This is a genomic window from Microbacterium fluvii, assembly GCF_025515205.1.
GTDB classification, from domain to species: Bacteria; Actinomycetota; Actinomycetes; order Actinomycetales; family Microbacteriaceae; genus Microbacterium; species Microbacterium fluvii.
In genome coordinates, this window is sequence record NZ_JAOPFX010000001.1 from 1,535,374 (window position 1) to 1,550,758 (window position 15,385).

General features: G+C 70.4%; 14 protein-coding genes and 1 tRNA gene. 4 read left to right on the forward strand and 11 right to left on the reverse strand.

Going from position 1 to position 15,385, the window contains the following annotated elements; all coding sequences use genetic code 11:
* Window positions 1–18: 18 nt before the first annotated feature.
* Window positions 19–603, reverse strand: a complete 585-nt coding sequence (gene pth / locus OAW74_RS07140; RefSeq protein ID WP_262873609.1) for an aminoacyl-tRNA hydrolase — start codon at window positions 601–603, stop codon at window positions 19–21.
* Between the two features lie 71 nt (window positions 604–674).
* Window positions 675–1,307, reverse strand: coding sequence for a 50S ribosomal protein L25/general stress protein Ctc (locus OAW74_RS07145; RefSeq protein WP_262873610.1), 633 nt, complete (start codon window positions 1,305–1,307; stop codon window positions 675–677).
* Between the two features lie 224 nt (window positions 1,308–1,531).
* Between OAW74_RS07145 and OAW74_RS07150 the strand changes: the two genes are divergently transcribed.
* Entirely contained in the window at window positions 1,532–1,657 is a 126-nt protein-coding gene (locus OAW74_RS07150; protein WP_262873611.1) for a hypothetical protein, read from the forward strand.
* On the opposite strand, the gene OAW74_RS07155 is transcribed toward OAW74_RS07150, so the two are convergent.
* Window positions 1,642–2,118, reverse strand: a complete 477-nt coding sequence (locus OAW74_RS07155) for a gluconokinase (RefSeq protein WP_262873948.1) — start codon at window positions 2,116–2,118, stop codon at window positions 1,642–1,644. The genes OAW74_RS07150 and OAW74_RS07155 overlap by 16 nt on opposite strands.
* Window positions 2,119–2,190: 72 nt before the next feature.
* Here OAW74_RS07155 and gndA point away from each other — a divergent pair, with 72 nt between their 5' ends.
* Window positions 2,191–3,633 carry an NADP-dependent phosphogluconate dehydrogenase gene (gene gndA, locus OAW74_RS07160; RefSeq protein ID WP_378733545.1) on the forward strand — a complete coding sequence of 481 codons (1,443 nt, stop codon included), beginning with the start codon at window positions 2,191–2,193 and terminating at the stop codon, window positions 3,631–3,633.
* 3 nt (window positions 3,634–3,636) lie between these two features.
* On the opposite strand, the gene OAW74_RS07165 is transcribed toward gndA, so the two are convergent.
* Window positions 3,637–4,650 (reverse strand): magnesium and cobalt transport protein CorA, encoded by a 1,014-nt coding sequence (locus OAW74_RS07165; protein ID WP_262873613.1) that lies wholly within the window; start codon window positions 4,648–4,650, stop codon window positions 3,637–3,639.
* Window positions 4,651–4,744: 94 nt separating this feature from the next.
* Here OAW74_RS07165 and OAW74_RS07170 point away from each other — a divergent pair, with 94 nt between their 5' ends.
* Both OAW74_RS07170 and OAW74_RS07175 read left to right on the forward strand, forming a co-directional pair.
* Window positions 4,745–5,479: a response regulator transcription factor gene (locus OAW74_RS07170; RefSeq protein WP_262873614.1), complete on the forward strand. Its 735-nt coding sequence runs from the start codon at window positions 4,745–4,747 to the stop codon at window positions 5,477–5,479.
* Window positions 5,476–6,987 carry a sensor histidine kinase gene (locus OAW74_RS07175; RefSeq protein WP_316250207.1) on the forward strand — a complete coding sequence of 504 codons (1,512 nt, stop codon included), beginning with the start codon at window positions 5,476–5,478 and terminating at the stop codon, window positions 6,985–6,987. Before OAW74_RS07170 ends, OAW74_RS07175 begins: the two co-directional genes overlap by 4 nt.
* Here OAW74_RS07175 and OAW74_RS07180 read toward each other — a convergent pair.
* From OAW74_RS07180 to OAW74_RS07210, 7 genes are all read right to left on the reverse strand, one after another.
* Window positions 6,981–8,543, reverse strand: coding sequence for an FAD-dependent oxidoreductase (locus OAW74_RS07180; protein WP_262873615.1), 1,563 nt, complete (start codon window positions 8,541–8,543; stop codon window positions 6,981–6,983). The two genes, OAW74_RS07175 and OAW74_RS07180, sit on opposite strands and share 7 nt — an antisense overlap.
* A 25-nt stretch (window positions 8,544–8,568) precedes the next feature.
* Window positions 8,569–9,441 carry an FAD:protein FMN transferase gene (locus tag OAW74_RS07185; protein WP_262873616.1) on the reverse strand — a complete coding sequence of 291 codons (873 nt, stop codon included), beginning with the start codon at window positions 9,439–9,441 and terminating at the stop codon, window positions 8,569–8,571.
* Complete coding sequence (locus tag OAW74_RS07190; RefSeq protein ID WP_262873617.1) at window positions 9,438–9,944, reverse strand: hypothetical protein; 507 nt, start codon at window positions 9,942–9,944, stop codon at window positions 9,438–9,440. Before OAW74_RS07190 ends, OAW74_RS07185 begins: the two co-directional genes overlap by 4 nt.
* Window positions 9,945–10,016: 72 nt before the next feature.
* A complete protein-coding gene (locus tag OAW74_RS07195; RefSeq protein WP_262873618.1) occupies window positions 10,017–12,737 on the reverse strand; it encodes a cation-translocating P-type ATPase in 2,721 nt (906 codons plus the stop codon).
* Window positions 12,738–12,771: 34 nt separating this feature from the next.
* Window positions 12,772–13,806, reverse strand: coding sequence for a ribose-phosphate diphosphokinase (locus tag OAW74_RS07200; RefSeq protein WP_262873619.1), 1,035 nt, complete (start codon window positions 13,804–13,806; stop codon window positions 12,772–12,774).
* Entirely contained in the window at window positions 13,781–15,253 is a 1,473-nt protein-coding gene (gene glmU, locus OAW74_RS07205; RefSeq protein ID WP_262873620.1) for a bifunctional UDP-N-acetylglucosamine diphosphorylase/glucosamine-1-phosphate N-acetyltransferase GlmU, read from the reverse strand. The genes OAW74_RS07200 and glmU overlap by 26 nt, the downstream gene beginning before the upstream one ends.
* A 1-nt stretch (window position 15,254) precedes the next feature.
* A tRNA-Gln gene (locus OAW74_RS07210) sits at window positions 15,255–15,326 on the reverse strand.
* Window positions 15,327–15,385 lie beyond the last annotated feature (59 nt).

Consider the following 15,385-nt stretch of genomic DNA (forward strand, 5'->3'; position numbering starts at 1 on the left):
GAGTCTACGCGCCGCCTCTCACACCCGGGGCGCGTGGTGGCGCTGCTGGGCGGCCAGAAGCCCCTCGTCGATGAGCTGCTCGACGGCATCCGCCGCGTCGCCGACGAGGATCGGCAGGTTCTGGCGCTCGGCGGCGCCGAACGGATCGAGCACCCAGTCCGCGGCCTCCTGACGGCCGACGGGCCGCCCGATGCCGACCCGCACCCGCGGGAAGTCGGCGGTGCCGAGCGCCTTGGCGACGTCGCGCACGCCGTTGTGGCCGCCGTGGCCGCCGCCGGTCTTGAGCTTGATCGTGTCGAACGGGATGTCGAGTTCGTCGTGCACGACGACGATGCGCTCGGGGGCGATCCCGTAGAACTTCGCGAGGCCCGCGACGGGGCCGCCGGAGACGTTCATGAACGAGGTGGGCTTGGCGAGGATGAGCTTGGCCGCCCCGGGGCGCAGCCACGTCTCGGCGACCCGCGCGTTCGCCTTGTGCGCCTTGAAGCCCTCGCCGCGGCGGGCGGCGAGCTCGTCGATCACCATCTGGCCGACGTTGTGCCGGGTCGCCTCGTAGCGGGGACCGGGGTTTCCCAGTCCCACGACGAGCCAGGTCTCGGCCATGGTGCTCCTTCCGACGACGGAGCCCGCCACCGCCGGTCAGGCGGCGACGGGCTCCGTCACACGATGAATGCTTACTCGGCGGCTTCGGCCGACTCCTCGGCCTGCGCCTCGGCCACAGCCTCGTCGGCCTCGGCGATCTCCTCTTCGGCGGCCAGCGCGGCGGCGGGCACCGAGACGGCGACGATGAGCAGCTCGGGGTCGGCGACCAGCGCCGCGCCCTTGGGGAGCGTCAGGTCGGCGGCGGTGATGCGAGCGCCCTCTTCGAGGCCCTCGACGTCGACCTCGATGTGCTCGGGGATGTGCGTGGCCTCGACCTCGAGCGCGACCGAGGTGTTGTCGAGGTTGGCGATCGTGCCGGCGAACGACTCGCCCACGACGACGATCGGCACCTCGACCTGCAACTTCTCGCCCTTCTTCACGACGAGCAGATCGATGTGCTCGATGATCTGGTGCACCGGATCCTTCTGCACGTCCTTGACGAGCGCGAGCTGGCTCTTGCCGGCGATGTCGAGCTCGAGGAGGGCGTTGGCGCGACGCAGCAGCAGCGCGACCTGGTGGCCGGGGAGGGCGACGTGCACCGGGTCGGTGCCGTGGCCGTAGAGCACGGCGGGGATCTGGCCGGTCGCGCGCAGGCGACGGGCGTAGCCCTTGCCGAAGTTCTCGCGGAGCTCCGCGGTGACCTTGTTGTCGGTCTCGGTCGACATTCTGATTCTCCTTGCAGGGCACACGGGCCCGGGATGTGGGGTCTGTGGTTCGACTCGAACGCATGCGCGTGAGGAAAGCCGTGAGCCTGCTTCACCGCGTCGATCACGGATGCGCTCGCTCCCTCTCGGGCAGCGGAGGCATCCCTCGCCGAAGTACGATCGTCAAGTCTACCAGCGCCACGCCGGGCGCGCCGACGATGCCCGCAGCCCCACCCGGAGGAACGATGATCGACAGCCAGACCGCCACCAACATCCTCATGGGCGTCATCGCCCTCATCGCCCTCGGCGGCGTCGTGGGAACGGCCGCCGCGTTCTTCTCGCTGGGTCGCGCCGGCTACCGCAAGGACTGATCCAGCGCCGCCTGCGCGGCCGCGGCGACGCCGTCCACGTCGCGCCAGGCGACGGCGACGCGCACACCCGGCTCATCGGCGGCGAGGTGCTCCCACACGGCCAGCTGCGAGTCCAGCAGCGCCGGTGGCATGAAGTGGTCGCGCGCTCGCATACGCCGCTCCAGCTCGGCCCGCTCGACGTCGAGCTCGACGAAGATCGCCTCGTGCGCCACCGCGAGGATCCGTTCGCGGTAACGCCGGGCGAGCGCCGAGCAGGCGACCACGACGTCGTCGTGTGCGGCCAGGGCGGCTCCCACGAGGTCGAGCCACGGCATCCGGTCGTCGTCGTCGAGCGGCACGCCCGCCGTCATCTTGGCGACGTTCTCCGGCGGATGCAGGTCGTCGGCGTCGATGAAACGCAGGCCCGATCGATTCGCGAGCGCCGCTCCGACGGCGGATTTTCCCGACCCCGAGGGCCCCATCACGACGATGCGCACGTTCAGACTCTAGGCTGGAGGCGACCCCCTCTCGATTCTCTCTGTCAAGGAGTGCGTGTGTCCCAGGCCAACATCGGAGTCGTCGGTCTTGCCGTCATGGGCTCGAACCTCGCTCGCAACCTCGCATCACGCGAGGGCAACACCGTCGCCGTCTTCAACCGCTCGCGCTCGAAGACCGACGAGCTGGTCGCGGCGCACCCGGAGGCGGAGTTCGTGCCCGCCTTCACGTACGACGAGTTCGCGGCGTCGCTGGCCAAGCCCCGCACGGCGATCATCATGGTCAAGGCGGGCGCGGGGACGGACGCCGTCATCGACGCGCTCGTCGACGTCTTCGAGCCCGGCGACATCATCGTCGACGGCGGCAATGCCCTCTTCACCGACACGATCCGCCGCGAGAAGGCCGTGCGCGCCACGGGCATCAACTTCGTCGGCGCCGGGATCTCCGGCGGCGAGGAGGGCGCCCTCACGGGGCCCTCGATCATGCCCGGCGGCTCGGACGAGTCGTGGGTGACCCTGGGGCCGATCCTGCGCTCGATCGCTGCGGTCGCCGAGGGCGAGCCGTGCGTGACGCACGTCGGCCACGACGGCGCCGGCCACTTCGTCAAGATGGTGCACAACGGCATCGAGTACGCCGACATGCAGCTCATCGCCGAGGCCTACGACCTCATCCGCCGCGGCACCGGCAAGAGCCCCGCCGAGATCGCCGACGTGTTCGCCGAGTGGAACCGCGGTGAGCTCGAGAGCTATCTGATCGAGATCACCGCCGAGGTGCTGCGGCAGACCGACGCCGCCACGGGGCAGCCCCTCGTCGACGTCATCGTCGATCAGGCCGGAGCCAAGGGCACGGGAGCCTGGACGGTGCAGACCGCGCTCAACCTGGGCACCCCGGTCTCGGGCATCGCCGAGGCCGTGTTCGCGCGGTCGCTGTCGAGCCACCCCGAGCAGCGCAGCGTCGCGGGCGCGCTCCCCGGCCCCGTCGAGGCGCTCACGGTCGACGACGCCGACGCGTTCATCGAAGACGTGCGGCTGGCCCTGTACGCCTCGAAGATCGTCGCCTACTCGCAGGGCTTCGACGAGATCCGCGCCGGCGCCGCCGAGTACGACTGGTCGATCGACCTGGGCGCGATCGCCAAGATCTGGCGCGGCGGCTGCATCATCCGCGCGCAGTTCCTCAACCGCATCTCCGACGCCTACGCGGCGACCCCGGAGCTTGCGGTGCTCATGACGGCGCCGTACTTCGTCGAGGCGCTCGGGCGCGCACAGGGTGCGTGGCGCCGCATCGTGTCGACGGCCGCGGGCGCCGGCATCCCCGCTCCCGCGTTCGCCTCATCGCTGGCCTACTACGACGGGCTGCGCGCCGACCGGCTGCCGGCCGCCCTCATCCAGGGGCAGCGCGACTTCTTCGGCGCCCACACCTACAAGCGCATCGACCGCGAGGGCACGTTCCACACCCTGTGGTCGGGCGACCGCACCGAGGTCGAGGCAGAAGACACGCACTGACCCTCAGAGCCAGTCGCGCTTCTTGAAGACGACGTAGAGCAGGCTCGAGACCGCGATCATGAGCCCGAGGGCGAACGGGTAGCCCCACGGCTGGTCGAGTTCGGGCATGTAGCGGAAGTTCATGCCGTAGATGCCGGTGATCACCGTGGGGGCGAGGCCGATCGCCGCCCACGACGAGATCTTCTTCACCTGGTCGTTCTGCAGCAGGCTCTGCTCGGTCATGCGGCGCATCGACTCGTTGTTCTGCTGCTCGACGAGGGTCGCGTGCACGGTGAGGGCGGACTCCAGCGTGTGACGGAAGCCGTCGACGCGCTCGACGACATGCTGCGCCCGCTCTCGGCTCAGCCGCAGCGCCTCCGCCCGCAGCGGTGCCTCGCGGTCGGCGACCACCTGCTCGAGCTGCTCGAGCATGTCGACCAGCGGCGTCGTGGCGTGCTGCAGGTCGATGACCTCGCGCTGCAGCGCGAAGATGCGGTGCGAGACCTGCGGCTGCTCGCTCAGCAGCTGCGCCTCGATCTCGTCGATGTCGTTCTCCACGCCGTCGGTGACGGGGCGATACCCATTGATGACCTCTTCGATGAGCGCCCACACGATGCCGTACGACCCCCTGCGGAGCACTTCGGGATGCGTCTCCAGCCGCGCCCGCACGGCGTCGGTGTCGACCGCATCGTCTTCCTGCACCGTGACGATGTAGTCGGGCCCGACGAACAGGTCGACCTCCGAGACCTCCACCGTCTCGGTGTCGTCGTGGTACTGCGCCGGCTGCAGCACGAGGAATGCCATCTCGCCGAACTTCTCCAGCTTGGCGCGCTGGTGTCCGCGCAGGCAGTCGCGCACGGCGAGCGGATGCAGCCGCAGCAGGTCGGCGAGAACCTGCAGCTCCGCCGCATCCGTCCTCCTCAGGCCGATCCAGACGAGCCCGCCGCGCGAGCGTGCCTCGTGGATCGCCGCGAACGGGTCGGATGCGCGCGCGACGAGCTCCCCATCGAGGTAGACCGCGGTGTCGATGACAGACATGTCGCCACCCTACGACCACCTCGATCGCAGACTCACAGCCATCGCATAACATCCCCCATAGGAATCGCATAGCCGGCAGAGCACAATGGTCCCCATGACCGCCACAGCCCCCGCCACCTCCCTGCACCGCCCCGACGGCTCCGCGCTGCGTGTGCTCGTCGTCGACGACGAGCAGATGCTCACCGACCTGCTCTCGATGGCACTGCGGATGGAGGGCTGGGACGTGCGCACCGCGGCGAGCGGCTTCCAGGCGCTGCAGTCGGCGCGCGAGTTCGAGCCCGACGCCATGGTGCTCGACATCATGATGCCCGACCTCGACGGCATGGCCGTGCTGCAGCGGCTGCGCCAGTCGGGCAACGACGTGCCGGTGCTGTTCCTCACCGCGAAGGACTCGGTCGGCGACCGCGTCGCGGGCCTGACCGCCGGCGGTGACGACTACGTCACCAAGCCCTTCAGCCTCGAAGAGGTGGTCGCGCGCCTCCGCGGCCTCATGCGCAGGGCCGGCAGCGCCCTGGCCGACGAGTCGGAGCCGATCCTGCGGGTCGCCGACCTCTCGCTCAACGAAGACAGCCACGAAGTGGAGCGGTCGGGCCGCCAGATCGAACTGACCGCGACCGAGTTCGAGCTGCTGCGCTACCTCATGCGCAACCAGCGCCGCGTCGTCTCGAAGGCCCAGATCCTCGATCGGGTGTGGAACTACGACTTCGGCGGACGCTCGAGCGTCGTCGAGCTGTACATCTCGTACCTCCGCAAGAAGATCGACGCCGGCTTCGAGCCGCTCATCCACACGGTGCGCGGCGTCGGCTACATGATCAAAGCGCCGCAGTGACCTCCGCCACCGCGGAGGCGACGACGCGTCGACCCCGCCGGCGCTGGAGCCTGCAGACCAAGCTCATGATCACGATCACCGGGATCGTGGCGCTGATCCTCATCGCGGTGGGCCTGGCCACCAGCGCGATCCTCGGCAGCATCCTGCAGCAGAACCTGCGCTCGCAGCTGAAGGACACCGCCAATCGCGTGCAGCTGTTCCAGCCCGGCTACCCGATCGACTCGCGCGATGCGGCCACCGTGCTGCAGGAGAGCAGGGTCGAGCAGGGTTTCCTCCTCGTGCTGAGCTCGACCAGCGGTGACCCCACCGGCGCCTACATCGACGCCGACGACGAGGTCGTCGAGCTCACCTCCGCCCAGATCGACCAGCTCGTGGCGGGAGTCGACGACCCCAACGGGAGCGTCGTCGACGTGACGGGCCTGGGCGACTACCTCGTCGCCCCGATCGGGCTGGGCAACAGCAACACCGTGGTGGGGCTGGCCGGCGTGCCGATGAGCGAGATGCGCACGACGATCGCGCAGATCCTCACGACGGTGGGCCTGGTCACCGCGGGCGGCCTCGTGCTGCTGGCCCTCGCGATCGCCGTCGTGGTGCGCGTGAGCCTGCGTCCGCTGCGCTCGGTGGCCGACACCGCCACCCGTGTCGCGGCCATGCCGATGTCGGAGGGCTCCGTCACGATCGCCGAGCGCGTTCCGGCCGATCAGACAGACGAGCACACCGAGATCGGCCGGGTCGGCCACGCTCTGAACACACTGCTCGACCATGTCGACGCGTCGCTGGACGCCCGCCAGCGCAATGAGGAGCGGATGCGGTCGTTCGTGGCCGACGCGAGCCACGAGCTGCGCACGCCCCTCGCCTCGATCCGCGGCTTCTCGGAGCTGTCGCTGCGGGCGCTCCGCCAGCCCGGCGCACAGAGCGCCACCGAGACGACGGAGTCGTCGCTCGAGCGCATCCAGGCCCAGTCGCTGCGGATGACGACGCTCGTGGAGGACCTGCTGCTGCTGGCCAGGCTCGACGAGGGTCAGGAGCTGGTCTACGGCACCGTCGACCTCTCGCAGCTGGCGATCGAAGCCGTCGCCGACGCGCGGCCCGCGGGGCCCGACCACGTGTGGAAGCTCGATCTCGGCGAAGAGCCCGTCGTCATCGCCGGTGACGGCGCACGGCTGCACCAGGTGGTCGCGAACCTGCTCGCCAACGCCCGCACCCACACGCCGGCAGGGTCGGTCGTGACGGTCTCGGTCGCCCGCGACGGGCGCGAGGCGGTGCTGCGCGTGCACGACGACGGCCCCGGCGTCGACCCGGCGATCGCCGACGCGCTGTTCGAGCGCTTCTCCCGCGCCGACCGCTCCCGCGCCCGCAAGACCGGAGGCACGGGCCTCGGGCTGTCGATCGCGAAGGCGATCGTGAGCGCGCACGGCGGCAGCATCCGCGTCGACAGCGTGCAGGGCGACACGACCTTCGAGGTGCGCCTGCCGGCCAGGCCCGCGGTGCCCGGCGCCGATCAGTAGCCGCTGAAGGCGTCGGTGGTCAGTCCGTGTGCGCGCTCGAGCGCGGGGGCCAGGTCGGCGATGAGCCCAGGAGGGCCCGAGATGTAGGCGTGGCGCCGCGCGAGATCGGGAACGGCGCGCTGAAGCGACTCGACGGTCAGCCGCTCGCCCTGCGCCCACGTCCACCGCTCGGGAAGACCCGCCGGCTCGTCGCGGGTGAACACGACGACGGGGATGCCGGCGTCTTCCAGGTCTGAGCGGAAGGCGAGGTCTTCTGCCCCCGACGCGACGTAGACGAACACGACGTCGCGCGCGTCGCCGGCCAGCCGCAGGTGGCGCAGCTGCGAGACGAACGGCGTCACCCCGATGCCGGCGGCGACGAGCACGACGGGTGTCTGGGCGTGACGGGGCAGCACGAAATCGCCCCACACCCCCGTGACCGACAGTTCGGCGCCCGGTGCGGCCTCGGCCAGGGCCTTCTTGTAGGTCGACTGCGACCCCCGGCGCATGGCGATCTTGACGACGGGCAGCTCCTCCGGAGCCGAGACGATGCTGAACTCCCTGCGCGTGCCGCGCGCGTCGGCGTGGGCATGCGGCACCTCGAGCTCGAGGTACTGCCCCGCCTCGAAGCGCAGCATGCGGCTCGCGCGGAACGAGAGCTCCTCGACGCTCGGGGTCAGCTGCTCGCGGCCGATCAGGGTCAGCGTGAGCCTGGCACGGGTCGCGAAGGCGAAGGCGAACGCCACGATGTTGCCGGCGACGACCGCCGCCTCCGGCCCGAAGGTGAGGATGCCCACCGTCAGCGGCCAGCCGGCCAGAAGCCCCACGACGACGGCGACGATGTACTGCTGCCAGCGCCGCGGCGGCTGGGTGAGGGGCTCCGAGAACATGAAGGCCGCGAGGAAGAAGAAGGGCGACGACAGCAGCGCCATCGACACGATCTGCCCGGGCGGCACCGACTGTCCCGCCGACGCGTAGGCGGTGGCGACGCGCAGGGCGTAGACCGGCAGGGCGATCACGAGGAACAGCAGCACGGGGCGCAGCTTGTCGGCGCGGGCGACGACGAGGAACCCGAGCACGATGACGGGCGCGGCAAGGGCGGGCGTGCCCACCCACCAGCCGGCGGCGCCCAGCGCGTAGAGGCCGGAGACCGCCGTCACGATCGACAGCACCGTCGCCCCGAGCGCGGCCGGATTGAGGATGTGCCGACCGCGCCACGCGATGAGGTACTTCGATGCGGATGCGGCGGCGCCCGCGATCGCGATGCCCGCCAGGCCCGCCGGCTCCACCGTGGGGTAGAGCACGAACACCAGAATCAGCGCGGTGATGAGCGACGACTCGTAGCGCCAGACGCGACCCGTGACCCGCTGGCCGATGAGATCGACGACCAGGCACGACACCGCCAGCACGGCGGAGGTGGCCAGGAGCGCGAGCGGAGAAGGCGTCACGAGCTGGAAGAACGAGAGCACGAAGGCGAGCGACTCGAGCCCCACCAGTGCCAGCAGCACGAGGCGATACATCGAGAAGCGGCCGACGAGCGACAGCAGGCGGTTCCAGACGGCAGCGAGGCGAGACATCGTCTTCCAAACTACCGGCCGCAGGTCACTGTGGGGCGAAGACGTCGGCCGTGCAGCCCGGCGACCACTGCACCGCGCCGTCGGTGGTCATGCGCACCCACTGCACGCCCCACAGGTGCGCGAGAGCCGGTCCCCCGTCGAAGAACAGGGCGGTGGCCGCAGCATCCGCCGTCATGGCATCTGCCGCCAGCGCCCACGTCGCCGCGAAGGCGCGCACCGGCTCGCCAGTGCGCGCGTCGAGCACGTGGTGGAGCCCCTCGCCCCACGCGCGGCGATTCACCGCGGAGGCGCACAGGGCGGCATCCGTCACCTCCCACACGCCGATCGCGCGCCGCGTGTCGAAGGGGTGCTCGAGCGCGATGCGCTCGGTGCGCCCCCGCACCGCGATGTCGCCGCCCGCGTCGACCGTGACGGCGCCTCCGAGGTGCGCCGCGACGGCATCGGCGACGAGGTCGACCAGCCGCCCCTTGCCCAGTGCGCCGACATCGATCGTCGCGGCCGCGCGCAGCGCGAGCCGCCCGCCAGACCACGAGAGCACGTCGCGCCAGTCGGCAGGCGCCGGCTGCGCACCGCTGTCGACGAGCCGGTACTGCGCGTCGTAGCCCCGGCGGGCGAGCGCGTCTCCGACGAGCGGATTGACAGCGCCGCCTGTCGCCTCGTCGAGGGCGAGATACAGCTCGAGCATCGCGGCGGCGTCAGCGGGAGCGTCGACCTCTCCCCCGGCAGCCGCGAGGCGGGAGACGACGGAGTCGCCTCGGAACCGCGACCACTCCCGATCGAACCGATCGATGATGGCCGCCACCGCGGTGCGCGTGTCGAAGGGGAGCTCGCCGTCCGTGTCGATCTGCCAGCGCGTGCCGATGGCATCGAAGCGCCACACGGCAGGGCTCGGGGTCATGCCGCCGCTTCGGCCTTGATCGTCTCGAGCGCCGCGTTGAACCCGCCGCTGGTCAGCGAGGATCCGGCCACCTTGCTCACCGCGAGATCGTCGATGTCCTTGCCCACGACGACGTCGGCGACGCCCCCGATGAAGGCCTCCTGGTACTGCTGGGACTGCGGGCTCTTCGCGTCGCCCGACACCTGCACGTCGGTGACGACGTCGCCTTCGAGGGTGAGGGTGACGCTGATCGTCTCGCTCTGTCCGCCGCCGTCGACGTAGGTGCCGTCCGCCGTGTAGGTGCCGTCGGCGTAGTCGCCTGTAGCGGTGGAGTCGGTCGTCGACGAGTCGCTCGTGTCAGCCGTCGCCGCGGTCGACGGCGCCGTCGTCGCGGCGGTGTCGTCGGTCGTGTCCGTCGTGTCGGCGGCGCCGGCGGAGCACCCCGCGAGCACGATGACCCCCGCGACGCCGACGAGGGCGGCGGAGGCGCGGACGGGTCGGGGGGCGGCCTGGATGCGGTTCATGCGGTCCTCCTGGTGCGGCTCGGCTGGATGGCCCACGCTATGCGGGCACCTCTGCGATCCTCCAGGAGCAGCCTATGAACCGGCTTTGAGCGCGGCCGCCTCGCGTGCTCGGAGCACCGCCTTGAGCGCCTCGACCGCGAAGAAGATCACGATCGACAGCAGGATCGGGACGATCCACGACTGGGCGCCGATGGGCGCCGACTCGAAGAGCACGTTCATGAAGGGCACATACGTGAACGCGAGCTGGAGCACCAGGAGCCCCGCGGAGCAGATCCAGATCATCCGGTTGCCGCGGAACACATCGACGGTGATGCTCGAGCGCCCCATGAAACGGGCGTTGAAAAGGAACGCGAGCTGACCCAGCGCCAGCATGAGGACTGCCTCGGTGCGCGCGTAGACCAGGTCGGCGCCGATCGCCAGCTGCGTGTAGAACAGTCCCATCGTCGCGGCCGCGATGATCGCCGACACCATGAGCACGAAGCCCAGCTCGCGCCCGTCGATGATCGGTCCACCCGTCTTGCGCGGCGGACGCGACATGATGCCGCGCTCGGCCGGCTCGTAGGCGAGGGCCAGCGACAGGGTGACGGCCGTGATCATGTTGATCCACAGCACCTGCACGCTGGTCAGCGGCAGAGTGAGGCCGAAGACGACCGCGATGAGGATCACGAGCGATTGCGCGCCGTTGGTGGGCAGGATGAAGACGATCGACTTGCGCAGATTGTCGTAGATGCGCCGTCCCTCGTGGATGGCGCTGCGGATGGTGGCGAAGTTGTCGTCGGCCAGCACGATCTCGGCGGCCTCTTTGGTGGCCTCCGTGCCCTTGATGCCCATCGCGATGCCGACGTTCGCGCGCGTGAGCGCGGGGGCGTCGTTGACGCCGTCGCCGGTCATCGCGACGATCTCGTCGTGTGCCTGGAGCGCCCGCACGATGCGGATCTTGTGCTCTGGACTCGTGCGGGCGTAGATGTCGACGTCGCGAACGATCTGGGTGAGCTGGTCCTGACTGAGGGCCTCGAGTTCGGCGCCCGTGAGCACCCGGGGGTTCTCGCCGCTGACGATGCCCATCTCCCGGCCGATCGCGAGTGCCGTGCCGGCGTGGTCGCCCGTGATCATCTTGACCGCGACACCGGCGTGATGACAGTCGGCGATCGCATCGATGGCTTCGGGCCGCGGCGGATCGACGATGCCCCAGAGCCCCAGGAACTCGAGGTCGTGCAGGTCGTCGATCTCGACGCCGTCGGTGTCGGAGCCCACGGGGCGACGGGCGGCGGCGAGCACGCGCAGGCCTTCGGAGCTGAGCTCGTCGATCGCACCCTCCCACCGCACGATGTCCAGGGCCTCCGGCCCGCCGGCACCGCGCTGCGACGCCGATCGCTCCAGCAGCCGGTCGGGGGCGCCCTTGACGAGGATCGCGCGCGAGCCGTCGGCACCCTGGTTGAGGGTCGCCATGAACTTGTTGGCCGAATCGAAGGGCACGACGGCCACCCGCTTCGAGCCGTCGGCGCTCGCGCCGCCCTTCATCGCGACGACCTTGAGCGCGCCCTCGGTGGGCTCGCCCACCAGGGTCCACAGCTGCGGCGCGCCGGCATCGCTTCGGACGATGTGCGCGTCGTTGCAGAGGGTCGCCACCGCCAGCACCGCGGCCAGGTCGCCTCCGGCCGTCCCCGCTCGCGCGACGATCTCGCCGTCGGGGTCGTAGCCGAGACCTGTCACGTCATAATCGGCGACGGGAGTGACGACACGGCGCACCGTCATCTCGTTCTTGGTGAGCGTGCCGGTCTTGTCGGAGCACACCGTCGTGACCGACCCCAGCACCTCGACTGCGGGGAGCTTGCGGATGATCGCGTGGCGGCGGGCCATCTGCTGCACGCCGAGCGCGAGTGTGATCGTGACGAGTGCGGGAAGGCCCTCGGGGATCGCCGCGACGGCGAAGCCGATCGCCGCCGAGATGAGGTCGTCGAACGGCATCTGATGCAGGAATCGGCCGATCATGAGCATGACGGCGGCCATGCCCAGGATGATGATCGTCAGCAGCTTGCCGAACTGGTCGAGCTGGCGGGTCAGCGGCGTCGCGAGCGCGCCCGCCTCGTCGGCGAGGGTCTGGATCTTGCCGATCTCGGTCGTCACGCCCGTGCCTGTGACGACGCCGCGGCCCTGACCGGCGGCCACGATCGTGCCGGAGAAGGCCATCGACGATCGGTCGCCGACGCCGGCGTCAGGGTCGACCGCGTCGAGCGACTTCGACGCCGGCACCGATTCGCCCGTCAGCGCCGACTCGTCGATGCGCAGCTGGAAGGTCTGCGTGAGCCGTACGTCGGCGGGCACCCGGTCTCCCGGCATGAGCCGCACGATGTCTCCGGGGACGAGGTCGGCGGCGGCGACGGTGGCCCACCCGCCGTCGCGGCGCACGCTGGCGTCAGCCGAGAGCATCGCGCGGATGCCCGCGAGCGCCTTCTCGGCCCGACCTTCCTGGATGTACCCGATGATCGCGTTGATGATGACGACCGCCATGATGACCCAGAAGTCCAGCCAGTCCCCCATGACGGCCTTGATCACCGCGGAGGCCAGCAGGATGTAGATCAGAACGTCGTTGAAGTGCGACAGGAAGCGCACGATCGCGGGCTTGCGTTTCGGCTCGGGGAGCTGATTCGGCCCCACCACCTCGAGTCGCTCTCGCGCCTCGTCCGAGGTCAGCCCCGACGTGCTCGAGTGCAGCGATGCGAGCGCGTCGTCGACGTCGCGCGCGTGGGGGCGGACGAGCGTGAGATCCGCATCGGTGAGCTGAGCTGCCATGAGTCCTCCGAATCCGATGCCGTCAGGCTAGTGGTCAGGCGGCCCCGTCGAACATGCTGGTGACCGATCCGTCTTCGAACACCTCGCGGATCGCGCGCGCCAGCAGGGGCGCGATCGGCAGGATGGTCAGCGTTGGGAAGCACTTCTCCTCGGGCAGCGGCACCGTGTCGGTGACGACGACCTCGTCGATGGCCGGGCTCTGCAGGCGCTGCGCTGCCGGATCGCTGAAGATCGCGTGGGTCGCCGCGACGATGACCCGCTCGGCCCCGTTGGCCTTGAGCGCTTCTGCCGCCTTCACGATCGTGCCGCCGGTGTCGATCATGTCGTCGACGAGCAGGCAGACGCGACCGGCGACCTGACCGACGATCTCGTTGACGGTGACCTGGTTGGCGACGTTCGGGTCACGACGCTTGTGGATGATGGCCAGCGGCGCGCCGAGGCTGTCGGACCACTGATCGGCGACGCGCACCCGGCCGGTGTCGGGCGAGACCACGGTGAGCTTCTCCCGGTCCTCGGGCGAGAGGGTGCGCTCGAAGTAGTCCAGCAGCACGGGCTTGGCGAAGAGGTGATCGACGGGGCCGTCGAAGAAGCCCTGGATCTGCGCCGCGTGCAGATCGACGCTCATGACGCGGTCGGCGCCGGCGGTCTTGAGCAGGTCGGCCACCAGACGCGCGCTGATGGGCTCTCGTCCGCGGCCCTTCTTGTCCTGGCGGGAGTAGGGGTAGTACGGCGCGACGACCGTGATGCGCTTCGCCGAGGCGCGCTTGGCGGCGTCGAGCATGATGAGCAGCTCCATGAGCCACTCGTTGACGGGCGGGCCGAACGACTGGATCAGAAAGGCGTCGCATCCGCGGATCGAGACCTCGAAGCGGGTCAGGATCTCGCCGGAGGCGAAGGTGCGGTGCTCGGTCGGAACCAGCTCGGTGCCGATCGCCTCCGCCACCTGCCGTGACAGCTCGGGATGCGAGCTCCCCGACGCGATGACCAGTCGCTTCTTGGTCTTCGCCACCACGCCGGGCGCGATGTCGTGTTCGCGATCCAGGTCAACCGTCTTGCTCTTGCGTCCCATCGTCCGCTTTCTGTGACGACCCGGCCTGCGCCGCAGCCTGCGCCGCGCCTGTTCCCGGTCTGTTCTTCTCGACCCACCCCTCGATGTTGCGCTGAGGGGCCACGCTCAGAGCGAGGGCACCGGCGGGCACATCCTTGCGGATGACCGCTCCGGCACCGGTCTTCGCTCCATCTCCGATCCTAACCGGCGCGACGAACACGTTGTGCGAGCCGGTGTGCACCTCGTCGCCGATCTCGGTGCGGTGCTTGGCGAGGTCGTCGTAGTTCGCCGTGATCGCCCCGGCGCCGAGGTTGACGTGCGCGCCGATCGTGGTGTCGCCGATGTACGACAGATGCGGAACCTTGCTGCCGGCGCCGATCGTGGAGTTCTTGGTCTCGACGAACGTGCCGATCTTGCCGGAGGCTGCGAGCACGGTTCCTGGGCGCAGGTACGCGAAGGGCCCCACCGTCGCGCCGGCGCCGATGACGGCGAGCGTCGCATCGGTGCGCTTGACCGTCGCGCCCTCCCCCACCTCGCAGTCGACGAGCGTCGTGTCCGGGCCGATGACCGCGCCGGCGGCGACCGCCGTCGAGCGCAGGATCTGCGTGTTCGGCAGCACCGTGACATCGGGCGCGAGCGTCGCGGTGACATCGATCCACGTCGTCGCGGGGTCCACGATCGTCGCGCCCTCGAGCTGCCACCGCCGCACGGTGCGGGCATTGAGCAGTCGTCCGGCCTCCGACAGCTGCGCGCGGTCGTTGACCCCCAGCGTCAGCGCGACGTCGCGGACGACGGATGCCGCCACCACCCGGTCCGCCGAGCGCAGGAGCCCGACGACATCGGTGAGGTACTTCTCGCCCTGCGCGTTGTCGGTTCCCACCAGCGACAGCTGGGTTCGCAGCGAGGCCGCCTGGAAGACGTAGACGCCGGCGTTGACCTCCGTCACCGCCGCTTCCACCGGGGTGGCGTCCTTCTGCTCGACGATGCGCGCGACGGTGCCGTCGGCGTCGCGGAGGATGCGCCCGTACCCGGTCGGGTCGTCGAGCACGGCCGTCAGCAGCGTGGCCGCGGCCGCCGAAGCGCGGTGGTCGTGCACGAGGGCCTCGAGGGTCTGCGCGTCCAGCAGCGGCACGTCGGCGCTCAGCACCAGCACGTCGCCGTCGAAGTCGGGCACCGCCGTCAGCGCCACCTCGACGGCGCGACCGGTGCCGGCGATCTCGTCCTGGTCGACGACGACGACCTCGGGGGCCACGCCCAGCACCGCGTCGGCGACCTGATCGCGCTCATGCCGCACGACGACGACGACGTGCGCGGGCGCGAGATCGCGCGCCGTGTCGAGCACGTGGCCCACGAGGGGCCGGCCGCCGATGCGGTGCAGCACCTTCGGCAGCGCCGACCGCATCCTGGTTCCCTGCCCCGCGGCGAGGATGATGACGGCCAGGGACTCGTCGATGCGCGTCTCAGTCATGCTCCGCCGCCAGGATTCGAACCTAGACCTCACAGCTCCAAAGGCTGTCGTGCTGCCATTACACCACGGCGGACCGCGGCCGGATCGGGCCGCCCCTCAAGTCTGCCAGGCCGGGGCGCCGGTTCCGGCCAC